Origin of the sequence: Kribbella hippodromi, from assembly GCF_039531045.1 — a bacterium.
In the GTDB taxonomy this organism is placed as follows: domain Bacteria; phylum Actinomycetota; class Actinomycetes; order Propionibacteriales; family Kribbellaceae; genus Kribbella; species Kribbella hippodromi.
The window spans coordinates 140564-161620 of record NZ_BAAAPH010000017.1 but is presented as its reverse complement, the minus strand read 5'-3'; the positions used below and the strand labels follow the sequence as shown (position 1 = coordinate 161620).

Here is a 21057-nt window from a genome sequence, read left to right as displayed (position 1 = left end):
GCCCGAACCACCGCGTTCGTACAGTCACTTGCATGAGAAAGTCACTTTCTGAAAAAACCACCCCGCTGATCGCCGCCGTACTCTCGCTCACGCTGGCAGCCGCCGCCATCGCGGATCAGTCCGGCAGCCAATCCCTCTACAAGCACGCCACCGCGATCTACGCCCCGTACGGCAAAACCATCACTTCAGCCACCATCTACGGCCTGATGTACGGCGTAGCCATCTTCAACACCCTGCTCTGGCTACTGGTCCTCGCCCTGGCCCGCACCCCACGCCTGATCGCCACCACCACCGCCGCCCTGGCAGTAGCCCTCACCGCCACCACCGCCCTCACCCTCCTACTGGTCACCGAGTACGGCGCCCACCCCTTCCCACCCCTCTGGGGCATCCTCGCCCTACTGCCGACCGCGGCCGGCGCCTACGCAGTCGCAAAACTCGCGCGCCCGCGTCAAAACCAGCCAGTTGCTCGGTGAGCTGTCCAGCCGTTCCTGCACACAGCGCGTACGACCCGGGGCCTGGTGTGGGTCAGGTGGATTCGGGGTCGTAGGGGGGTTTGGCGCCGGCGGGGAGGCGGGGGGCGGGGGTGTCGGTGAATTCGGTGGATGAGGGGGCGTCGTCGTCCATTGGGTCGAGGAGGTGTTTGCGGACGAAGTTCTTCGGGTTCAGGTCCTGGAGTTCGAGGTCGGCGTACTCGGGGCCGAGCTCGTTGCGGAGGTCGTTCTGGGCGTTGTTGACCATTTGGCGGACCTGGCGGAGCAGCCGGCCGGCCGTGCGGGCGAATTCCGGCAGGCGGTCGGGGCCGAAGACGAGCACGGCGACGATCGCGATCACAACCAGTTCCAGTGGCCCGATGCCGAACATGGCCTCACCTCCCTGTACTCCCCGGACGCCGACCAGGGTATCTCGGTTCTGGGCTGAACGGTCAGCCGATCTGCTGAGCGAGCGTTACGGTGGCCGTCCGGGCGCGGCCGGCGCGTTCGTACGCGAGGCGAACGGCCTGACCCGGCTGGTAGGTGCGGATCGCGACGATCAGTACTTCCGCGCTGTCCACCGGCTGGTTGTTGACCGCCGTGACCACGTCGCCGACCCGCAGACCGGCGCGCGCGGCCGGCGAACCGGCGCTCACCGCGCTCACCCGCGCACCGCCTTCGAACTGCATGTCGACGCTGGCCCCGATCACCGGGTACGACGCCTTACCGTTCGCGATCAGCTGCTGGGCGGTCCGCCGGGCCTGGTCGATCGGGATCGCGAACCCGAGCCCGATGCTCCCGCTCTGCCCCTCGCCCGCGCCGGGTACGGTCGCGATCGCGGAGTTGACGCCGATCACCCGCGCGTTCATGTCCACCAGCGGGCCGCCGGAGTTGCCCGGGTTGATCGCCGCGTCGGTCTGCAAGGCGCTGATGTACGACGCCTGGTCCACCGAATCACCCGTGGTCACCGGACGGTTCTTGGCGGAGATGATGCCCGACGTGACCGTACCGGCCAGGCCGAGTGGTGAACCGATCGCGACCACGTCCTGCCCGACCACCGCCTGCTCCGATCGGCCGAACTGCACCGACGGCGCATCCAGCCCGGACACCTGCACGACAGCAAGGTCGTACGCCGGTGAGCGGCCGACGAGTCGTGCGGTGGCGGTCTTGTTGCCGTTGGTGACGACCTGGATCGAACCGCCCTTGGCGGCCGCGGCGACGACGTGGTTGTTGGTCAGGATGTGGCCGACGTTGTCGATCACGAAACCGGAGCCGGTCGCGTCGGAGTTGTCCGAGCCTTGCACCTTGAGCTGGACGACGCTCGGCAGCAGGGCCGCGGCGACGGCGGAGACCGAGCCGGTACGGATCTTGGGGTCGGCGCCGTTGCCGACCGGTGGGTCAGGCTGCTCGGTGACGGGCGGATTGTTACCGCCGAGCGCGACCACCGCGGTTGCCGCGCCCGCACCGGCCAGGACACCGATGACGAGAGCTACCAGCGCGGCGATCGCGACTACACGGTTCACCTTCGGGGGTTCCGCGGAGTACGAGCGCGCCTGCTGCTGGTGCCAGTCGGGTGGCGGGGGCGGGGTGTACATGGGGCGGTACTGCGGTTGCTCGGTCGGCCAGGCTTGCCCGGGGTAGACCGGGCGGAAACGCGGTTCCTGCGGGTCCGGCTGGCCGAAACTGCGCTGAGTGGTGGAGCGCCCGCCGGTCGTCTGCCGGTAGGCAGCACCCGAACCGGGCGGCCGCAGCGGAAACGCCCCGGCACCAGGCGCCGGCGGAGTCAGACCACTCAGAGGAGACGTGCTGGGGGGCGTGGGTGGGCTGGGCACGGGCTGGTTTGCCGATGGCGGGGCCGCGGTGGGGTCTGCGGGGGCCGGGGTGGGAACTGTCGGCTCGGCGTCGTCGTTCACGGTGCCCGCCTCACGTCGTCGTCGTGGTCGTCGGTCGGAGGCCCGGCCGGGAGACAACCGGAGGGGCATCCAGATCGATTATCCCAGCTTCGGCGAAAGTGCACCCATCGGAGTGAGCCAGGTCGCGATTTTGGCCAGTCCGGTGCCCAGCCGCTGGATCGCGGTCAGCTTGACCGGCTGCTCGTGCGGGAACGCCCGAACCACCTGACCGAGCTGTTCCGCGGGCAGGTCCCCGATCAGCGTGTACACGATCCCACCGGAAGACCACACCACGTACGAGGGCATTCCGTACCGTACGTACACCCCCGGACTGTCCGTAGTGCTGAACCCGGCAACAGCTTTCGGGTCCAGTGCACCGCGCTGCTCGAACAGGGACACGTTGAACAGCCCATCCGAGTACGAGAACTGCAGTGACCCGTTGCTGGTGTCCTGGTGCACGTCGTACAAGGTCAGGGAGGCAGGCAGGTCCGGCGCGCACACCCAGCCTTGGGAACGCAGCTTGTCGACCTTGCCCATCCCGATTGACTCCACACCGTTCGGGAGCATCGGTGGCAGGTGCCCGAGGAACTCCGAGCTCTCGATCTCCAACTCCGTGAACACAGTGGCCCGCACCATCGTCTTGCCGTCCACACTGAACAGCTGGCGCTGCAGCAACAACCCAGTCGCCTTGTCGATCCAGAACCGAGCCGCCAGCGTCTGGTCGTCCCGTAGCGCCTCCACCACCACCGCAGGCCGGCCGATTAGGTCAGTACAGCACTTGTCGACCAGCTGGTACGTGGACTGCAGCAAAGCCAACGGGCCGCCGTCGATGGCCGCACCGGTCGTCGTAGCGCGCTGCACGAACGCCTTCGCGCCAGGAGCGGACGAACCGACCACGCTGATCTCCGACCCCTGTGACGCCGCGTGCACGATGTCGAACATCGCGGAGCTGGCGCCCTGCGGTCCCCACGCGGTGATGATCTGGGTGCCGTGGTACGAGACCTGGTTCGGCGCGGCAGCGGCCTTGCGCAACCAGCTGACCGCGCTCGGCGAGTCCGGTTTCGAACCGAGCGGCAGGAGCGGCGCGGCGCCGGCGGGCAAGGGCAGGCCGAAGCCGATCAGGGCAGTGCTGACCAGGACGGCGAGCCGGGTGAGGCTCACCGGTCAGCGTCCGGTCAGAGCCACCGGGCCGAGCGTGGAACCCGGCCGCGAACCCATCGGAACCGAGCCCAGGGCCGGACTCGAGCCCGCCTGAGACCCCAGTGTCGGGCTCAACCCCGCGTACCCGCCACCGGTGTACGAGCTCAGCACCGCGACCGGGTCGGCGAACGGCGCTCCCCCGGTGGTAGTCGCATGATCCGAGGAGAAGCTGGCGACCGGTGGCTGCAGCGTCGGCGGCTGCTCCGAGCGAGACGGGTCGCCGACGACGAAGGCAGTACCGAGCAGGGAGGCGACCGCGGCAGCCGAGCCGGCCGCGCCCAGGACGCCCGTACGGCGCCGGGACCGGGTGCCGCGGCCCGCACCCGGCCGGGTGCCACCTGTCCGCCCAGCCGGGAACGCGGACCGCTGCGGGAAGAGGCTGACCGCCGGTGTGAGCACCGGGCGGACCTCCTCGCGCGGCTCGGTCGAGAACGAGGAGACGCCCATCAGGCGCTGCATCAGGTCAGTGGAGGGATCAGGTGACTCCACCGCGGCCATCCGTGCCTTCAGCCGGCGCTGCGCGTCCACCTCGGCCCGGCAGCTGTCACAGCCGACCAGGTGGACCAGCACCTTGTCCCGGGAGTCGTGGTCAAGCGCACCGTCGACAACGGCGCTCAGCTTGTCCAGCGGGTGGGTCATCGGAGGTCACCCCCGTCGAACAGTCCGTCGGTGGCCGGGCCGTCGGTCGGCGGACCGCCGACGCGGGTCTGGCCGGACCGCGGGGCCCGGTGCTCCAGGTGCTTGCGCAGCATCGACCGGCCGCGGTGGATCCGGCTCCGGACGGTGCCGAGCTTCACGTCCAGGACATCGGCGATCTCGTCGTACGTCATGCCTTCGATGTCGCACAGCACCACGGCGGCGCGGAAGTCCTCGGGCAGCGCGTCGAGCGCGTCCTGGACGTCGTGGTCGAACAGGTCCGAGTCCAGCTTCTCGGCCGGGCCCTCGCCCTTGGCCGGAAGCCGGTCGTGCGCGTCCTCGGGCAGGCCGTCGAAGCGGATCCGCTGCTTGCGGCGGGCGCCGTCGAGGAAGAGGTTCGTGGTGATCCGGTACAGCCAGCCCTCGAACGTACCCGGCGTGTACGAGGACAGCGACCGGAAGACCCGGACGAAGACCTCCTGGGTCAGGTCCTCGGCGTCGTGCTTGTTACCGGTCAGGCGGTACGCCAGCCGGTAGACGCGGGCGGAGTGGTTCCGGACGATCTCGTCCCAGGACGGCAGCGCCTCGGGAACGGCCTCGGTCACCGGTTGGGGTGCGGGCACCGTCGAGGTGTCGAACGGCTTCACCGCAACGCCTCCCTGGGTCCTCTCGGCAATAAGCGTGAAGGCCATGGTGCCGCGGTCACCGTCCTTTGCGCACGTCGGGAGAACCCGGGGAACACCCTGAGTTCGTCGTACGTCGGCTCAACGCGGCGCCCCGGCCGGAAGTTCCCGGCCGGTGCCCTCACCGGTAAAGACGCGCGGACGGCCATTTCGGTTGAATCACCCCTGCATGATTCTGTTTCACTTCTCGGTCACTTCGGGTCGATGACGGCGATCGGGTCTCCGTCCCGGACCACTTCGCCTTCGGTGACCTTCAGCTCGGTCACGGTGCCGGCCACCTCGGCCAGTACCGGGATCTCCATCTTCATCGACTCCAGAATGACCAGGATGTCATCCGGTTCCACCGTGTCCCCGGCCTTGGCGGTGACCTTCAGCACGTTGGCCACCAGCTCGGCCAGCACGGTGTGACTCAACTCGCACCCCTCCAGGTCCTTGTGGACTCCCAGTGCCGATCCTAGGCGTCCGGCGGGGGTGCGGCGCAGGTGCCCCTCGGGCAGCGTTCCAGGGCACCTACGCCGCGTCAGGGGCCGGCTACTTGGCAGCAGCCGGGTCGAGCCGGATGGCGTTGAACAGCGCGGGGTTCTTGGTCTCCGCGACGCCCTTGCCCCAGGTCAGCCAGCCACGCCGCCCGGTGCCGTCGTTCTCGTTCAGTACGACGGTCGCCGAGATCAGCCTGTCCTTGGCCGCGACACCGAGCGTGCTCCACGGCACAGCGATCTCGTACGTCGTCGTATGCGCCGCCTCGTCCCGTACCACCTTGGCCTGGACGCCCGGCGGCACACCGGTCTGACTGGTCGGTGTCCAACGCCACGTGTCCACCGGACCCGCATCGGTCAGTGCGGCACCGATTTCCTGCGTCTGGACGGCTTCACCAGGCGCACCGGCTGTCAGGCCGAGCTGCAGCCCGTCACCGCCCCAGATGTTGCCGCCGCGGTTCGGCTGCGAGAACACGTCGTCAGTGACCTTGGCGGACAGGTACAGGTTCTGGTCGTCGTGGGTGAGCCACAGCTTGCCGGAGAGGTCGCTGGGACCACCCCAGCCAGTGACCGGCGGCGTACCAGTGCCTTCCAGCGCAATCGCCGGCTGCCGCGCGACTACAGGGTCAATGACGCCGTCCAGCTTGACCGTGTACCGGTTGGCGACTGTTGGCGCAGTGACCGGCACCAGCTTTCCGGAGGCCTGGATGTCGGCAGCACCTGTTCTGCGCAGACTGGCTGACCAAGTAGCGGCCTGCGTAAGTGACAGCGCCACATCCGCCTCAGCCGTGCCATGTGCCGGAACCACGCCGTCGGTCAGCAGCGTGCCGCTAGCCGCTCCGGCCGTCCAGTCCAAGCCGCTCAGGGTGATGGGCTGTGACGAGGAGTTGGTAACGCGGAAGCGGAGCAGGTCCTTTCCACTGCCGTTCAGTACGTGCGAAGCAGTCACTGACAGCGGCGGGGTCGCCGTACCAGTCGCAGACACCAGTGCGACCGGCTGACCGTCAACACTGACCTTCGCCGAGTACGTACGCGGTCCGGTCGAGTCCTGCGCCGGATAGGTCACTGCAGCAGTCGCCGTCGCACCAGCGGCCGCCGAGCCACTCGTCTCAGTGCCACCAGCAGACACAGTGAACGTATGGGCCACCGCATCCGGATTGGCGAACGTCAGCGTGCCAGTGGCCGGGTCACCCGCGATCTCCGGAGCTACCGACAGTCCGAACCGGTTGGACGGCGCCACACCAGTGATTGCGCCACGTGCGTAGAACGGATCCGGTCCGGCAGTCATCCACACGTGACCACCTGCATCCGCAGTCAGCGTCGTCGTCACGCCGTACAGGTCAGTGATCTGCACCGGTGAGCCTGCTGGTGCCGCGAGGTTCACCAGACCAGGCGTCGTCGACCAGACCGCATGCACCGACTGGCCACCACCAGCGTTGAACGAGACGTCGTACCCGCTCGTACCGAACCGGGTCTGTCCGATCAGCGGCAACTCATCGATCTGCCGAGCCAGCACAGCAGTCGCCACGTACGACGGCTTGGGTACGAGCGCACCCCGCGCATCAAGCCGGTTCCGCACCATGCCGAACCGGTGCTCTATCTCCGCCGGGTCGTTGCCCGAGTCCATGAAGTTGTACGAGCTGTACCGCGCGACACCATTCCCGTACGACAGCAGCTGGCCACGTACCAGGTCACGGGCCTGTGCCGGCTCGGACACCGCACTTGGGTTCGTACCGGTCGCCCAGCCCTGTTCGGTGATGTAGATCGGCTTGCTGGAGCCATGGGCCGCCATGATGCTGCGGATGGTGTTCACGTACGCGACGGAGGCCTCCGGGTCGAGCGGCTGCACGTACGGGTGAATGGTCACCGCGTCCACGTAGTCGAGCCCACCGAGGTCAGCGAACTTGGTGAACCAGCCCTGCCAGTCGTTGATGACAGCAAGCGATGGACCGGTCAGCGTCACGTCCGGGTGCTTCGCACGCACCGCTGCACTGACCGACTTGAGCAGCGCGACGTAGTTCTCCGGGCTGGCTTTCGCGGCGCCGTTCTGGTCGCGCAGGTTCCACTCGTTCCACAGCTCGTACGTCGTGTGCTCCGTGCCGAACTCGTCGACAGCCGCGACGGCGTACCGAGTGAACGCGGCCCGCTGCTCGTCTGTCGATGGCGCCTCGTCCGGGTAGTACAGCGAGTTGCCGTAGTCGAGGATGTTCAGGAAGTCGACGTGGTTGTCGTCCAGCGCCTTCTTGTAGTCCTTGACCTTCTGGGGGAACTGGATAACGCCCTTGGTGGTCTCGGCCGCGGCCCAGAACGCCTCGTCCCGTGCCGTCGAGATGCCGCCGTTGGCCATCAGCGGCACGGCCTCCAGACCCGGGTTCGCCACGCCGCCGAAGCCCAGTGCGGACGCGACACCGATGCGGGTGTCCGTGGAGGTGGAGAAGTCGTGTGGAGCGAGTACGGCGAAGTCCGTACCGCCTAGCGTGGTCGCACCGTCGGCAGCCACTGCTGCGAGATCGGTCTGGTACCAGCCGGGCGTACTGATCGGCAGGGTGAGCTGTCCGTTGAGCGAAGCAGCCGATGCGGAGCCCTTGCTCACTTCGGTGCCGGCGGCATCGCGGACCGTCCAGTTGACGGTGGTGGCGTCGGTGCTGAAGCCCAGCTTCACCTGCTGCCCGGCGGTGAAGGTGTTGCCGACCGTGGTCGGGGTGATCGTCAACGCGGGCGCGGCGATGGTCGCGGCGCGGGCCGGTGACTGAAGTACGGCGGCCAGCAACAGGCCGGCCGTGAGAAGACTGACTGCGCCCGAGCGGCGACGGGTCATGAAGTTCTCCTCCCAGGGGAAGCGAAAGCGGTTTCGCTGACCAAACCCTGACGCCCGGCGCGCCGCCTGTCAACGGCTCGGAGCCGACTAACATGGAGGAATGGCCAAACCGGTGATCACGTTGTCCGATGTGGCCGCGGCGGCCGGGGTTTCGTTGTCGACGGCATCGAAGGCGCTGAACGGGACCGACCGGATCTCCGCGGCGACCCGGCAGCACGTCCGCACCACGGCGGACCGGCTCGGGTTCCGGCACAACGCGCTGGCCCGGTCCTTCGCCCGCGGCCGCAGCCAGACCATCGGCGTGCTCACGCACCGCGCGTCGAACCCGTTCACCCGCGTGGTGCTGGCCAGTGCCGCCACCGAGCTCGGCGCCAAGGAGCAGGCGATCCTGCTGTACGACGCCCGGATCGACGACCACGACGTGACCGAGTCGATCCTGCAACTGCGGGCCCGCCGGATCGACGGCGTGATCGTGATCGGCACCGGCACGTCGTTCCCGACCCCGTCGCTGACCAGCCGGTTCGACGTCCCGGTGATCTACGCGTTCACGTATACCGAGGACCCGGACGACGTCACGATCACCTCCGACGACGACGAGATCGGCCGCGTCGCCATCCGGCACCTGCTGTCGAAGGGCCGCCGGAAGATCGCGCACATCACCGCCGAGCCGCACGACAACGCGGCAGTCCGGCGCGCGGCCAGCGCCAAGGAGATGCTGGCGGAGGCCGGGCTGGAGTGGGCCGCGCCGGTGCGGTTCGGCCGCTGGCGCGAGGACTGGGGCGCCGAGGCGGCGGCCGCCGTACTGGCCGAGTCGCCTGACGTGGACGCGATCTTCTGCGGGAGCGACGCGATCGCCCGCGGCGCCGAGCGGGCGGTCCGAGCAGCCGGCCGCGACGTACCCGGCGATGTCTCCCTGATCGGCGTCGACAACTGGGAGGAGCTGATGCACGACCAGCGCGACTCCCGGCACCTGACCACTGTCGACGTCGGTCTCGAGGAGATCGGCCGGCAGGTGGCGGCCCACCTCCTCGAGCCCGACCCGAAGCCCGGCATCCAGTACGTAGCGCCTCAGGTCGTGACCGCGGAGACCACCTGATCGTCGTCGTGGATCGAGAACAGCGGTGTGAAGCCCAGCAACTCCTTCGCCCGCGTGGTGTCAACCAGCGCGTCCCTGCCCTGTACAGGTCGCCGCAGCGGAACAGTTGGCGCGTACTCGCGCAGCAACTCGTCGGTTTGCCGGTCGATCAGGACGTCGTCAGCCGCCAGCCCGACCACATGAGCACCGGCGACCGTTGACTCCAGCGCGGCGATGATCGCGCGTACGCCGTCCCGCAGGTCCAAGTACGCCCAGCCTTCGCGGGCCATCGCGGACGGGTCGCGTTCTGCCATCGCCGCGAACTTGAGCAGCTCCGCATGGTCTTTGACCAGTGGGAAGCGCAGTGCGATCACGTCCGTACCCCAGCGCCGCCAGGCCATCCGTGCACTTTGTTCGTCAACGCTCTTGGACAACGAGTACGCATCGGAGATGTCGGCGCGCACGTCCTCATCCAGCGGGTAGTACGCCGGTACGACCTGGTTGACGTTCATGGGTACGCCGAATGCGTTGATGCTGCTGGCGATGACCGCACGGCCTACGCCCTGCTGTCCGGCCTGTGCGAGCACGTTGAAGGTCGCCGCGACGTTGTTCTCGAACACCTCCTCCGGCGTACCCAGACTGGGGTGCGGTATGGCGGCCAGATGCAGTACCGCGTCCACTCCGTCGAGTGCGGCGCTCACATCCTCCGCAGACCGGGCATCGCCTACTAGTGGGCGATCTGCCGTACTGGTGTGGTCGTAGCGCAGTGACAGGCCGATCACCTCGTACCCGGCGGCTTGCAGGCCGATCACCGCGGCCCGGCCGATCGAACCGTCCGCACCGGTGACCAGAACTCGTTTCACGCTTTGATTCCTCCCGACAGGCCGACGCCGCGCAGAAACGCTCGCTGGAAGACCAGGAACAGCAGCACCGGGATGAGCAGGGCCAGGAACAGGCCCGCCAACTGGATGTTGAGCTCCGTCACCTTCGCGATCTTGGGCAACGCCACCGAGACCGGCTGCAGATCCGGATTCGTCAGCACCAGCAGAGGCCACAGATAGTCCTTCCAGGAGGAGATGATGCTGAGCAGCAGGACCACACCGAGAATCGGCCGCGACAGCGGGAGCACCAGCGAGGTGAACACCCGGAGTGCACCGGCACCGTCGATCCGGGCCGCCTCGAAGTACTCCCGCGGGATGCTGTCGAAGAACCGCTTCACGATCAGTACGTTGAACGCACTGGCCGCCGGTGGCAGCCAGACGGCCCAGAACGTGTTGGTCAGGTTGGCGTGTACTACCGGCACTTTCAGCACGGTCAGGTACAGCGGTACGAGTGAAACGATGTGCGGTACGAACAGCGTGGCCAGGATCGCACCGGACAACACTGCACCCCATCTTGGGCGCAGCACGCTCAGTACGTAGCCGGCCGTCGTACACACAATCAAGGACACCAGAGCGGAACCGGCCGCGATGATGGCCGTGTTGCCCAGGTAGTACCCGATGTGGCCCTGTTGCCAGGCAGTACTCAGGTTTCCCCACTGCACTTCACCGGACGGGAACCAGGCGAGTGGTGACCGCACACTGTCTTGCGTGGGTGAGATCGCTGCCTTGAGCAACCACAGCAACGGTCCGAGACCCGCAACAAGCAGGCCGATCAGTACGAGGACCTGTCCGATCACGAACGGCACCCGGATCCGGGTGAGCTTCCGGTCCGAGTCCGACAGTGCACTCCGCTCGCTCACTCCGTACTCCATCCACGTGTGGCCAACTGGAACACGGCGGACACCACCGCAAGTGCCATCGCCAGTAGCACGCTCAGCGCGGTAGCAGCGCCGTAGTCGCCGTTGACGAAGGCGTAGTTGTAGATGAGCAGCAAGATGGTCGTTGTCGCTCCCTGTGGTCCACCACCGGTGAACAGCAGCGGCTCCGTGAACAGCTGCATGGTGCCGATGATCTGGAGCAGCAGCATCAACAGCAGGACACTGCGCAAGTGCGGCAGCATCACATGCCATACGCGGCGTATGACACCGGCTCCGTCCAATTCAGCCGCCTCGTACAGATCGGCGCGCACAGAGGTCAGTGCGGCGAGGTAGATGATCACTGCGTTGCCCGCACCGGCCCAGGTCGCTTCGAGCACGATCGACGGCATCGCTGAGGACGGACTGTCCAGCCAGAGGTAAGGACCGAGCCCGACGCTGCCCAGGATGCTGTTGAACATGCCGCCCGGTGACGGGTCGTAGAAGAACCGCCAGAGCAGGATGGCGACGACCGGCGGCGTGATGACCGGCAAGTACGCCAGCGTCGAGTACAGCCAGGACCGGCCGCGCAACTCGGACAGGAACATTGCCAGCAGCAACGGCACCGGGAAGCCGAACAGCAGCGCCAGCAAGGTGAACCAGAGCGTGTTCAGGGACGCCTGACCGACAGCAGGGTCGCTCAGCACGTACCGGAAGTTCTCCAGCCCGACCCACTTGACCGGATCGATCAGGTTGGTCTGCTGCAGGCTCATCACCAGGCCCTTGACGATCGGGCCCCATGAGAACACCAGGAAGACCAGTAGTACCGGCAGCGCGAAGAGCACTGCCGGTACACCGTTGCGCAGGCGGCGGAGCAACTCAGCGCCCGAGCTTGGCATTCACGGTGCCCGCGGCCTTGGTCAGCAGCGCGGGGATGTCCGCCTTCTCGTTGCCCAGCACGGTCTGCACGACCGGGTCGAGCGCCGCGTACACCTCCTGAGCCTTCACCGGCGGCTCAGGGATGATCTTCTGGTCCGCCGCCACCTTCGTGTACGGCGCGAAGTTCTCCAGCGGGACGTTCACGTACGGCTTGATCCAGCCCTGGTACGTCGCGTCCTGGTCCGCACCGACCACCGGAAGCCCAGGTACGCCGACCGGCTGCTTCGCGGCCACACCGCTCTTCGCACTCGCCACGGCGGCGTCCTGGTTCACGTACTTGTTCAGGTAGGCGAACTTGATCCACTTGATCGCGGCGGCCTTCTGCGCGTCGTCCGCGGCGGTGCTGACGATCTGGACGCTGCCCCCGGTCAACGTCCCGTGGTCGCCACCCTGCTGCGGCATCGGGCCGATACCGAACGACGCCGGCTTCAGGCCGTTCGTGACAACGATGGCGCGGTACATGTCCGGCGCGCCCATGTACATGCCGATCTTGCCGGCCGCGAACGCCTTCTGGATGCCGTCGTAGTCGTAGAGGACCGCCTGCCCCATCGACTTGTCGGTCCACTTCATGTCGTGCAGCGTCTGCAGCGCGGCCTTCGACGGAGCGTCGTCGAACGTCGCCTTGCTGCCGTCGTCGCTCTCGATCGTGCCGCCGTACGCGTAGGTCTGGGTGGTGAACATCCAGCCGCCGGTGTTGTTCGTGGTCATCTGCGCGTACCCGGCCTGGCCGGTCTTCTGCGCGATCTGCTTGGCGGCGGCACGGACCTCGTCCCAGGTCGCCGGCGGCTTGTTCGGGTCCAGACCGGCCTTGGTGAACAGGTCGCGGTTGTAGATCAGGCCGATCGAGTACGCCGCGTTGGGGACCGCGTACACGTTGCCGGACTGGTCCTGGGCGATCTTGAGCACGTTCGGGTTCAGCTGGTCCATCAGGCCGTCGTCCTTGATCGCCTTGGTCAGGTCGGCGACCTGCTTGCGGGCGATCAAGCCCTGCGGCTCGGTGAACGGCACCGTCAGTACGTCGGGCAACTGCCCACCGGCCGCCTGCGCCTGGAACGTGGTCGCGTCCCAGACGGTCTCGACCGGCTTCAGCGTGATCGTCGGGTTCGCCTTCTGGAAGTCGGCCACCTTCTGGTCGTACTGGGCCCGGTTGGCGGGGTCGGAGCTGGTCGGACGGTCACCCACCGTGATCGTCACCTGCTGCTGCCCGGTCCCCGAGCCGGCTCCCGCGGCGCCGCCCGAGGACGGCGCGCTGGAGCAGGCCGCCAGCAGGAACGGCACGGAAAGCCCGGCAGCACAACGAATTGCAAACCTGTTCATCGGAACTCCTCTGCGCGGATGGCGATCGGCAAGCCGACCGTCCCGCACAGTAGCGCAACCGCTTTCGCAAACACCAGACCTCACGCGAAACTGGTTTCGCACACCCCACGTCGGCGGGTGCACGCGGCTGTGGGTGCGGGGGGCAGGAGCTGACTTTGGTCAGGAGTTGCGGGAGCGGTGGGCTGCTACTCGGGTTCGGGTGGCGCAGCGGGGGGTGCAGAAGCGGCGGGGGCGGCGTTCGGCTGGGTTGGCGAAGACTCGCTCGCAGTCGACCGCGGCGCATACCCCGAGCGCCCCGAAGCCGTGACCAGCCACGAAGGTCGCCAGGCCGAGCGCGGTTGTTGCCGCCAGCCACTCGGCCCAGGACGCATCCGGCTCGGCCACATGCAGATGCCACGGCGCCCCGTCGTGATCCGACAGATACGGCTTCACCGCATACTCCGCCAGCAACCCGTTCAGCACCCCGGCCGCCGCCCGAGTCCCCGCGTGCGCGTCCGTCTGGAGCTGTGCTTGGAAGACCGGGCGGAGGCGTTCTCGGATTGCGCGTACTGCGGTCAGGTCGTGGTCGTTCACGTCTACCGGCTCCGGCTCGCCGTGTTCGAGGAGGAAGGTGCGCAGCGACGCCGGCGAAATCAGCTGCTCGGGGTCGAGAGTGCGGGTGTTCACCAGATCCACCGCGAGCCGAACCAACCGGTCCGGGGACTGAATTTCCACTGGACTCCTCCCGTAACGCCTTTGCTAACGTAACGCGTAACAGCACCATCTACGTTACATGGAGCGGAACCGTGCCCAGCTACTACCTCGCCGCGACCCTCGCCCGGTTCGCCGACGAGATGGTCGCGTTCACCCTTGTCCTGCTGGTGCTGGATCGTACGAACAGCCCCGCCCTGGCCGGCCTGACCGGCGCCGCGTACGCCCTGCCGGCGACTGTCACCGGTCCACTCCTCGGCGCCTGGCTCGACCGAACGCCCCACCGCCGCAGCGCACTCGCAGCCAACCAGGCAATCCTCGCCGCGGTCATGCTCGCGCTCCTCGCCACCGTCGGCCACGGCGCAAACTGGGTCTCTCCCGCGCTAGCCGCGATCGCCGGCACCACCCTGCCGATGGTCAGCGGCGGCTTCACCAGCATGCTGCCCAGCCTGTTCCGCCCGGACCAACTGGCGCGAGCGAACTCTTTCGAAGCAGTCAGCTTCAGCACAGCCGCGATCGCCGGACCAGCAACCGCCGCCACCGTCGCCGCAGTGATTGCTGTGGACGCAGCAGTCGTCGTGATCGTGGTCGCCGCAACACTGAGCATCGTCGCGATCACCCGGCTACCAGCGCTCCCACCGGTCGGCAGCAGCGGAGAGCAGTTCCTCAGCTCAGTCGTCAGCGGCTTGAAACATCTCGCCCGTACGCCACCGCTGCGCGCATCAACCGTCACGACCACCCTGCTGATGGGCTTCACCGGCATGCTGCTGATCGCGCTACCACTACATGTGGCATCGCTCGGCCTCCCCAAGTCGGCCGCCGGCTACCTCTGGACAGCAGTCGAACTCGGCAGTGTCACCACAGCACTACTACTCGCGCGCGTACAAACACGCTGGCGTCCTGAGTACGTCGTGATGGTGTCCGTCGCGGCGTACGGTCTCGTACTGGGCAGCTGGCCGTACGCCGCATCATTCGCCGTACTAGTACTGCTCGCCGTCGCCGCTGGACTAGTAGAAGGACCCACTTTGCCGGCAATGTTCGCGGCACGGCAGCAGTACAGCCCGGAGGCCCTTCAAGGCCGCGTCAGCACAACCGCAGCCAGCCTCCGCGTCGGCGCCTCCGCACTAGGCCAAGCCACCGCCGGCCTCCTGATCCCGCTAGCCGGCACCCGAGCCACCCTCACCACCACCGCCGCAGGCCTACTAACCGCAGCCGCCCTCGGCCTCCTGACCACCCGCCACCCAAGGCCCCGAAGCGAGGGGATATCCACCGGCGTTGAGGGTTCTCCACCCGCGTACCGGTGGAGAACCCCCAACGAGAGTGGAGAACCTCGCTGATCAGCTGAGGATGACGGAGCGCGAGAGGCTGCGGGGCTGGTCGGGGTTCAGGCCGAGGGCGAGGGACTTGGCGACGGCGACGCGCTGGGCGACGATCAGGGAGGCCATCGGGTCCAGGGCGGTGTGGTGGACGATCGTCGCGCCGGTGGCGGTCACGTCGTCGACGAGACCAGCCGGGGACTCGCCGAAGATCCAGACGCCGCGGCCGGGCTGCGCGATCGCGATCGGGCCGTGCCGGTAGTCCATCGCCGGGTACGCCTCGGTCCACGCCGACGCCGCCTCGCGCTGCTTCAGGGCGGCCTCGTGTGCCAGACCGACAGTCCAGCGCGTACCCACGTACGTGACCTGCTCGAGCTTGGCCAGCTCGTCGACGTCGATGGTCAGCGCGGTCTCCGCGTCGGCGGCCGCCTGGGTCAGGTCCTGACCGAGCGAGGCGCGCAGCAGCGCGAGCGTGGTGGTGGCGAACCGGGTCTGGACGACCGACTGCTCGTCCGCGAAGTCGAGCATGACGGTCTGATCGGCCAGGTCGACGATCGGCGAGCCCGGCGTCGCGGTGATCGCCACGGTGGGCAGGTCGGTCGCGCGGATCAAGTCGAGTACCTCGGTGGTGGTGCCGGACCGGCTGATCACGACCACCACGTCGTACGCCCGATCGGCCGGGAACTCCGAGCCCGCGAACGCATCCGTCTCGCCCTGTCCGAGGTCCTCACGGAGCGCGGCGTACGCCATCGCCATGAACCAGGACGTGCCGCAGCCGACGGCCGCGACCCGCTGACCGGCTTGCGGAAGCGCACCGCCGTACTGCGCGAAACCGGCCGAAACCTGGCGCCACAGGTCCGGCTGAGTGGCGATCTCACTGCTCACGAATGGCGTCTGGGTCATGTCGTCTCCGCACTTGTCATGGTCGAAACTGCTCGAACGTGATCGAATGGTGCCAACCAGCCGCCACCCGGCTGACCGATTGTGTGAAGGAGGAGCCCCGGGTGAAGCGTTATGAACGGCTCAACACCCTGCTCGAGTCGCTCGCCGAAAAGGGCGCCATCGACGTCGACGAGCTCGCCGAGCAGTTGCACGTGTCCGCGGCCACCATCCGGCGCGACCTGGACCATCTCGGCAAGCAGCAGCTCCTCACCCGGACCCGCGGCGGCGCGGTCGCGAACGCGGTGTCGTACGACCTGCCGCTGCGCTACAAGACTGCGCGTTTCGCGTCCGAGAAGCAGCGGATCGCGCAAGCGGCGGCCACGCTCGTCCGGCGCGGGATGGTGATCGGGATGAACGGCGGCACCACCATCTCCGAGGTGGCGCGGACGCTGGCGACCCGCCCGGAGCTGTCCGCCGAGCACGGTGAGCCGGCCTTCACCCTCGTCACCAACGCGCTGAACATCGCCAACGAGCTGATCGTCCGGCCGCACGTGAAGATGGTGCTGACCGGTGGCGTGGCGCGGCCGCAGTCGTACGAGATGATCGGCCCGCTGTCGCACCGGATCCTGTCCGACCTGTCGCTGGACATCGCGTTCATCGGCGTCGACGGGATCGACGAGACCGGCGCCACCGCTCATCACGAGGGCGAGGCGAACATCAACCAGCTGATCGTCAGCCGGGCCGCCAAGGTGGTCGTGGTGGCCGACTCCTCGAAGCTCGGGCAGCGTGCCTTCGCCCGGATCTGCGAGCTCAGCGAGATCGACACCCTGGTCACCGACGCCCAGGCCGACGAGAGTCAGCTCGGCGTCTTCAAGGAAGCCGGCATCGACGTCATCCGCGCCTGACCGCACGCCACCACACCTCCCTCACTGGGCGAGTCATGTCTACTCCCAACGATCATATCTGATTGTGGGTCGGTTGTTATGAGCAGGAGTGCGCAACCTCAGCGCGTGCAGCGCGGAATGCGAACCGGTACCCGCTAGGCTTCGGTGCAGCATGAGTAGCGCAGCCGCAGATCACCCGTCCGAGTACTGGGAGGGCACCATCGCCACCGGCATCGACCCGACGTCCTGGGCTTACGCCGAGGACTACACCGGTGCGGACGAAGTCGTCACCGGTGCACGGGAGAGCGCCGCGGAGAGCGGGATCGCCCCGATCGGCGCGGGCGCGGCCGCCGCGCTGAGCCTGCTGGCGGCCTGCGCCGGCGCCAAGGCGGTGGTCGAGATCGGCACCGGGACCGGCGTCTCCGGGCTCGCGCTGCTGCGCGGGATGCGCGCCGACGGCACCCTGACGACGGTCGACCTCGACGCCGAGAACCAGCGCCTGGCCCGCAAGACGTTCCTCGACGCCGGCATCGCGTCGAACCGGTTCCGCCTGATCGCGGGCGCCGGCCTGGACGTGGTAACCCGCCTCACCGACGGCCATTACGACCTGGTGTTCTGCGACGCGGACCGCCGGGAGAACACCGCGTACCTGCACGAGGCCCTTCGGCTGCTGCGCCCTGGCGGCCTGGTCGTCTTCGCCGGCGTCCTGTCCAACGGCCGTCTGGCCGACCCGGCCCGCCGGGACGCCGACACCATGGCCCTCCGCGACCTGATCCGCGCCGTCCGCGAGGACGACGACCTGGTCTCCGCCCTCCTCCCCACCTCCGACGGCCTCCTCACCGCCGCCAAACGCCTGAAATAGCCGCAACGGAGAGCGGGCAGTGCGTAACGTACAGCAACAATCGCACGCCATAACCTGCCAAGAAAACCAACAAACATACTAAGATGAAGAGCAATTAGTACGTTTGTAGGTTTTTGTTGGAGGATTCGGTGCGCTCGTTCGCAGATCTCGACAACTTCGTTGGCCGAGTTCCAGCCCACATCGTGATGCGGTTGCGGTCGATCGACACCGGCCGCGGAAGCGAAGCCCTGTACCGGCGAGCAGGAGCTGGTCGGCTATCGCAAAGCGCTCGACTACTTGTTCCAGGAAGAGTGGCAACCGCTGAACATCGGTCTGTTGCTGCATCTTCACCGGCTGCTCTGGTCTGAGACGGCCTACCCAGGTGGTCAGTTGAAGACCGATGACAACTTGGTCGTCGATCGCTCGCCGGACGGCAGTACGACGGTCAGGTTCGTTCCGGTTCCGGCGGCGCGGACAGCCGAGTACCTGACCGATCTCATCGAGCGCTACCGAGCTGCGCATGCCGACGCGAGGCACCACCCAGTGCTACTCGTAGGACTGTTCGTCCTGGACCTGCTGGCCATCCATCCGTTCGCTGACGGGAATGGCCGGGTCGCCCGTGCGCTGACTAATGCCCTGCTGATCGACGCCGGCTACGAGGTCTGCCGGTGGGTCTCGCTTGAGCAGCTCATCGCCGACTCGGCCGACCAGTACTACGCGGCCCTTCTCCGCTCCACCGACGACTGGCATGACGACCGCGCCGACCCCTGGCCATGGCTGTCGTACTTCGTCGACGTCCTGGCATCGGCGTACCAGGTCTTCGCCCGCCGGGCAGCCAGCGACCGAAGCGGAGGGACCAAGCAGGATCGAGTCAGGACGCACGTACTCAGGCATGCGGCGCCGGTGTTCCGGCTTGCGGACATTCGAACGGCCCTGCCTGGGATCAGCGACCAAACCATCCGGCTCGTCCTCGAGGAGCTCAAGGGTGAACGGAAGGTGAGCCCGGAAGGAACCGGACGCGGAGCCGTCTGGCGCCGCATGCCTGAGCTGTAATAGCTCAGTCGTAGGTGACGTAGAGGTCGAAGCCGCCGAGGTCGAAGGGGCGGCATGTGTAGGTTTGGGCCTTGGGGCTGGTCATCAGGATGTTCTGGCCGGCCTGGCGGCACTCGACGCCGGTGGTGAAGTGGCCGCGCCACTGGGTCGACTGGGTCAGTTGGGGTGACTGGTTCGCTTGGGTGGCCGCTTGTGCGCTCAGCGGTAGAGCCGCGACGGCTAGGCCGAGGACGGCGCCGGCCAGGATCTTTCGCATGCTGTGTCTCCCGAGTTTGTGGGCTAGTCCCCGCCGAGCGTAACTAGGCGAGGGGCCACTCGAGAGCGAACGCTTGAATCAGCTGGTGAGGCGGGTCAGCTCGGCGGGGAGCTTCTGCCACGGCTCGGTCTCGGGGTCGATCAGCTCGTAGTGGCCGCAGTGGTCCAGGCAGTGGTAGTGCGCGGTGGGGTGAGCGCTGTAGTACGACTCGGTGATGCTGATCGGGACCACCGTGTCGTTGACGCCGTGGAAGAGCGTGACGGGGGCAATGGACGCCGGCAAGTGCGCTGGGTCCAGGTCGTTGCGTACGCCGCCGCCTATGAACACCTGCACCGCACCATCGTCCAGGCCCAACCGGTCAGCCTGGAGCAGGTCGGCTACCGGAGCCAATGCGATCACACCGCGCAGCCGGACCGGGTTCAGCGTCGACGCGGCCCACAGTGCCAACTGACCGCCCGCAGAGTGCCCCATGAGTACAAAGCCCGCTTCCAGGTTCACCAGGTCCGGGAGGGCCTCCAGCGCGGCGCGTACGTCGCCTGTGGTGACATCCGGGTTACCGGATTCACGCCTGTACTCCACCGAGAGCACCGGCCAACCACGGTCCGACAGCGCAGCACCCAGCGACCTGGCGTGCACCCGGTCGTACTCCGGCCGCCAGAAACCACCGTGCAGGAACACCACCGGTGCGCGGTAGTCCTTCGCATGCCAGTAGTCGATCACCTGGTCCGGGTGGTCGCCGTAGCGCAGCTCCTGGTCGGGCTCAGGTGCCTTCCGGGACAGTACCGACCGGTCCTCACTCATCCGACCTCCCAAGGAAGTGCATGGCGTTCACGGTACGCAACTTGTGCTGCTGGTCCGCGGTCAGGAAGCCGGCCTTTCGTACCACCTCCCCGACCGGCCGTTCACCCAGTGGATAGGGATAGTCACTGCCGACCAGTACGCGGTCTTCCCCCAAGGTATCGACAAGTAGCCGCAAAGGCGCTGATTCGAACACCACCGTGTCGACCAGGATCCGGTCCAGGTACGCCGAGGGTGGATGCTCCGAGCAACCACGGACCAGGTCGCCGCGCCGGTGCCACGCGTTCTCCAGCCGGCCGAGCCAGAACGCGAAACTCCCGCCACCGTGGGCGAAACAGATCCGCAGCGACGGCGGCAACCGGTCGAACGCGCCGCCGAGGATCATCGCCAGCAACGACAGATGGGTCTCGGCCGGCATCCCGGTCAGCCAGCGGGCCATCCACCGGTCCAGCCGTGGGCCACCCGGCATGTCCCACGGGTGCACGAGCACCGGCGTGCCGGTCTCGGCGCAATGGTTGAGAAAGGCAATGATCCCCGGGTCGTCGAGGTCCTTGTCCCCCACGTGGTTGCCGATCTCGACCCCGGCGTGACCGGCGGCGCGGCAACGATCGAGCTCGGCGCAGGCGGCGTCCGGGTCCTGCAACGGGACCTGGCAGAACGCGACGAACCGCTCGTCACCGGCCAGTGTTTCCAAGGTCAGGTCGTTGAAGATCCTGGCCAGCTTGACCGCCTGGCCGGCCGGGCGCTCGTACCCGAAGAACACCGGGGTCGGCGAGACCACCTGCAGCTCGATGCCGTCGGCATCCATATCGGCGCGGCGGACGGCCGGATCCCAGGCCTGCGGGCCGATCGGGCGAAATTCGGACGAACCGATCATGATCATCGCGGCCCGCTCGGAGTCGATCCGCAACCACGGCCAGCCGTCCCCACCGCACGCCGCTGCCAGATCGGGCCACCCGTGAGGGACCAGGTGGGTGTGGACGTCGACAGTCATGGCCGGGGCCTAACGACAGGACGTAGTCGTATGCGTACATGACGGCGCCCGCCCGAGCACGGTCCGAATCGGCCCCGAAAGCGGACTACCTCCTGTCGTTCG

At 67.6% G+C, this 21057-nt stretch carries 22 protein-coding genes; 6 read left to right on the top strand and 16 right to left on the bottom strand.

Annotated elements, in window-relative coordinates; genetic code table 11:
- Positions 1–32: 32 nt before the first annotated feature.
- Complete coding sequence (locus ABD260_RS25275) at positions 33–473, top strand: hypothetical protein (protein ID WP_344237042.1); 441 nt, start codon at positions 33–35, stop codon at positions 471–473.
- Between the two features lie 52 nt (positions 474–525).
- Here the strand turns inward: ABD260_RS25275 and ABD260_RS25270 are convergent, their stop codons facing one another.
- The 7 genes from ABD260_RS25270 to ABD260_RS25240 all read right to left on the bottom strand — a co-directional run bounded on the left by ABD260_RS25270 (position 526) and on the right by ABD260_RS25240 (position 8175).
- The gene (locus ABD260_RS25270) at positions 526–861 is read right to left on the bottom strand and encodes a sec-independent translocase (RefSeq protein ID WP_344237040.1); all 336 of its coding nucleotides are present in this window, start codon (positions 859–861) and stop codon (positions 526–528) included.
- Between the two features lie 61 nt (positions 862–922).
- A complete protein-coding gene (locus tag ABD260_RS25265) occupies positions 923–2065 on the bottom strand; it encodes a S1C family serine protease (RefSeq protein ID WP_344237038.1) in 1143 nt (380 codons plus the stop codon).
- 396 nt (positions 2066–2461) lie between these two features.
- On the bottom strand, positions 2462–3523 hold the full coding sequence (locus ABD260_RS25260) for a sigma-E factor regulatory protein RseB domain-containing protein (protein WP_344237035.1): 1062 nt from the start codon (positions 3521–3523) through the stop codon (positions 2462–2464).
- Positions 3524–3526: 3 nt separating this feature from the next.
- Positions 3527–4201, bottom strand: coding sequence for an anti-sigma factor family protein (locus ABD260_RS25255; protein WP_344237033.1), 675 nt, complete (start codon positions 4199–4201; stop codon positions 3527–3529).
- Positions 4198–4890 (bottom strand): RNA polymerase sigma factor SigE, encoded by a 693-nt coding sequence (gene sigE / locus ABD260_RS25250; protein WP_344237031.1) that lies wholly within the window; start codon positions 4888–4890, stop codon positions 4198–4200. Before sigE ends, ABD260_RS25255 begins: the two co-directional genes overlap by 4 nt.
- Before the next feature lie 182 nt (positions 4891–5072).
- A complete protein-coding gene (locus ABD260_RS25245; RefSeq protein WP_344237029.1) occupies positions 5073–5294 on the bottom strand; it encodes a biotin/lipoyl-binding carrier protein in 222 nt (73 codons plus the stop codon).
- A gap of 118 nt (positions 5295–5412) precedes the next feature.
- Positions 5413–8175, bottom strand: coding sequence for a sugar-binding protein (locus tag ABD260_RS25240; protein WP_344237027.1), 2763 nt, complete (start codon positions 8173–8175; stop codon positions 5413–5415).
- Positions 8176–8275: 100 nt separating this feature from the next.
- On the opposite strand from ABD260_RS25240, the gene ABD260_RS25235 reads away from it, so the two are divergent.
- On the top strand, positions 8276–9271 hold the full coding sequence (locus tag ABD260_RS25235; protein WP_344237025.1) for a LacI family DNA-binding transcriptional regulator: 996 nt from the start codon (positions 8276–8278) through the stop codon (positions 9269–9271).
- Here ABD260_RS25235 and ABD260_RS25230 read toward each other — a convergent pair.
- From ABD260_RS25230 to ABD260_RS25210, 5 genes are all read right to left on the bottom strand, one after another.
- Entirely contained in the window at positions 9244–10113 is an 870-nt protein-coding gene (locus ABD260_RS25230; RefSeq protein WP_344237023.1) for an NAD-dependent epimerase/dehydratase family protein, read from the bottom strand. The genes ABD260_RS25235 and ABD260_RS25230 overlap by 28 nt on opposite strands.
- Positions 10110–10991: a carbohydrate ABC transporter permease gene (locus ABD260_RS25225; RefSeq protein ID WP_344237021.1), complete on the bottom strand. Its 882-nt coding sequence runs from the start codon at positions 10989–10991 to the stop codon at positions 10110–10112. The genes ABD260_RS25230 and ABD260_RS25225 overlap by 4 nt, the downstream gene beginning before the upstream one ends.
- Positions 10988–11884, bottom strand: a complete 897-nt coding sequence (locus ABD260_RS25220) for a carbohydrate ABC transporter permease (RefSeq protein WP_344237019.1) — start codon at positions 11882–11884, stop codon at positions 10988–10990. The genes ABD260_RS25225 and ABD260_RS25220 overlap by 4 nt, the downstream gene beginning before the upstream one ends.
- Positions 11865–13241, bottom strand: a complete 1377-nt coding sequence (locus ABD260_RS25215; protein WP_344237017.1) for an extracellular solute-binding protein — start codon at positions 13239–13241, stop codon at positions 11865–11867. Before ABD260_RS25215 ends, ABD260_RS25220 begins: the two co-directional genes overlap by 20 nt.
- Before the next feature lie 159 nt (positions 13242–13400).
- Positions 13401–13955 carry a CGNR zinc finger domain-containing protein gene (locus ABD260_RS25210; protein ID WP_344237015.1) on the bottom strand — a complete coding sequence of 185 codons (555 nt, stop codon included), beginning with the start codon at positions 13953–13955 and terminating at the stop codon, positions 13401–13403.
- Between the two features lie 71 nt (positions 13956–14026).
- Here ABD260_RS25210 and ABD260_RS25205 point away from each other — a divergent pair, with 71 nt between their 5' ends.
- Positions 14027–15268 (top strand): MFS transporter, encoded by a 1242-nt coding sequence (locus ABD260_RS25205; RefSeq protein ID WP_344237013.1) that lies wholly within the window; start codon positions 14027–14029, stop codon positions 15266–15268.
- Here the strand turns inward: ABD260_RS25205 and ABD260_RS25200 are convergent, their stop codons facing one another.
- Entirely contained in the window at positions 15269–16150 is an 882-nt protein-coding gene (locus ABD260_RS25200) for an SIS domain-containing protein (protein ID WP_344237011.1), read from the bottom strand. It lies immediately after the preceding gene.
- A gap of 101 nt (positions 16151–16251) precedes the next feature.
- On the opposite strand from ABD260_RS25200, the gene ABD260_RS25195 reads away from it, so the two are divergent.
- From ABD260_RS25195 to ABD260_RS25185, 3 genes are all read left to right on the top strand, one after another.
- Positions 16252–17034 carry a DeoR/GlpR family DNA-binding transcription regulator gene (locus ABD260_RS25195; RefSeq protein WP_131334540.1) on the top strand — a complete coding sequence of 261 codons (783 nt, stop codon included), beginning with the start codon at positions 16252–16254 and terminating at the stop codon, positions 17032–17034.
- Between the two features lie 151 nt (positions 17035–17185).
- Positions 17186–17875, top strand: a complete 690-nt coding sequence (locus ABD260_RS25190) for an O-methyltransferase (RefSeq protein WP_344237007.1) — start codon at positions 17186–17188, stop codon at positions 17873–17875.
- A 276-nt stretch (positions 17876–18151) separates the two neighbouring features.
- A complete protein-coding gene (locus ABD260_RS25185; protein ID WP_344237005.1) occupies positions 18152–18907 on the top strand; it encodes a Fic family protein in 756 nt (251 codons plus the stop codon).
- A gap of 4 nt (positions 18908–18911) precedes the next feature.
- On the opposite strand, the gene ABD260_RS25180 is transcribed toward ABD260_RS25185, so the two are convergent.
- The 3 genes from ABD260_RS25180 to ABD260_RS25170 form a co-directional block, all read right to left on the bottom strand.
- The gene (locus ABD260_RS25180) at positions 18912–19163 is read right to left on the bottom strand and encodes a hypothetical protein (RefSeq protein ID WP_344237003.1); all 252 of its coding nucleotides are present in this window, start codon (positions 19161–19163) and stop codon (positions 18912–18914) included.
- Positions 19164–19241: 78 nt separating this feature from the next.
- The gene (locus ABD260_RS25175; RefSeq protein WP_344237001.1) at positions 19242–19964 is read right to left on the bottom strand and encodes an alpha/beta hydrolase family protein; all 723 of its coding nucleotides are present in this window, start codon (positions 19962–19964) and stop codon (positions 19242–19244) included.
- Positions 19957–20955 carry an amidohydrolase family protein gene (locus tag ABD260_RS25170; protein ID WP_344236999.1) on the bottom strand — a complete coding sequence of 333 codons (999 nt, stop codon included), beginning with the start codon at positions 20953–20955 and terminating at the stop codon, positions 19957–19959. The genes ABD260_RS25175 and ABD260_RS25170 overlap by 8 nt, the downstream gene beginning before the upstream one ends.
- Positions 20956–21057 lie beyond the last annotated feature (102 nt).

What these genes read in the sequence shown, in the direction of transcription:
- ABD260_RS25275 (WP_344237042.1), top strand. Translation starts at nt 33, where the DNA reads ATGAGAAAGTCACTTTCTGAAAAAACCACCCCGCTGATCGCCGCCGTA.
- ABD260_RS25270 (WP_344237040.1), bottom strand. Translation starts at nt 861, where the DNA reads ATGTTCGGCATCGGGCCACTGGAACTGGTTGTGATCGCGATCGTCGCC.
- ABD260_RS25265 (WP_344237038.1), bottom strand. Translation starts at nt 2,065, where the DNA reads ATGTACACCCCGCCCCCGCCACCCGACTGGCACCAGCAGCAGGCGCGC.
- ABD260_RS25255 (WP_344237033.1), bottom strand. Translation starts at nt 4,201, where the DNA reads ATGACCCACCCGCTGGACAAGCTGAGCGCCGTTGTCGACGGTGCGCTT.
- sigE (WP_344237031.1), bottom strand. Translation starts at nt 4,890, where the DNA reads ATGGCCTTCACGCTTATTGCCGAGAGGACCCAGGGAGGCGTTGCGGTG.
- ABD260_RS25240 (WP_344237027.1), bottom strand. Translation starts at nt 8,175, where the DNA reads ATGACCCGTCGCCGCTCGGGCGCAGTCAGTCTTCTCACGGCCGGCCTG.
- ABD260_RS25235 (WP_344237025.1), top strand. Translation starts at nt 8,276, where the DNA reads ATGGCCAAACCGGTGATCACGTTGTCCGATGTGGCCGCGGCGGCCGGG.
- ABD260_RS25220 (WP_344237019.1), bottom strand. Translation starts at nt 11,884, where the DNA reads ATGCCAAGCTCGGGCGCTGAGTTGCTCCGCCGCCTGCGCAACGGTGTA.
- ABD260_RS25215 (WP_344237017.1), bottom strand. Translation starts at nt 13,241, where the DNA reads ATGAACAGGTTTGCAATTCGTTGTGCTGCCGGGCTTTCCGTGCCGTTC.
- ABD260_RS25200 (WP_344237011.1), bottom strand. Translation starts at nt 16,150, where the DNA reads ATGACCCAGACGCCATTCGTGAGCAGTGAGATCGCCACTCAGCCGGAC.
- ABD260_RS25190 (WP_344237007.1), top strand. Translation starts at nt 17,186, where the DNA reads ATGAGTAGCGCAGCCGCAGATCACCCGTCCGAGTACTGGGAGGGCACC.
- ABD260_RS25180 (WP_344237003.1), bottom strand. Translation starts at nt 19,163, where the DNA reads ATGCGAAAGATCCTGGCCGGCGCCGTCCTCGGCCTAGCCGTCGCGGCT.
- ABD260_RS25175 (WP_344237001.1), bottom strand. Translation starts at nt 19,964, where the DNA reads ATGAGTGAGGACCGGTCGGTACTGTCCCGGAAGGCACCTGAGCCCGAC.
- ABD260_RS25170 (WP_344236999.1), bottom strand. Translation starts at nt 20,955, where the DNA reads ATGACTGTCGACGTCCACACCCACCTGGTCCCTCACGGGTGGCCCGAT.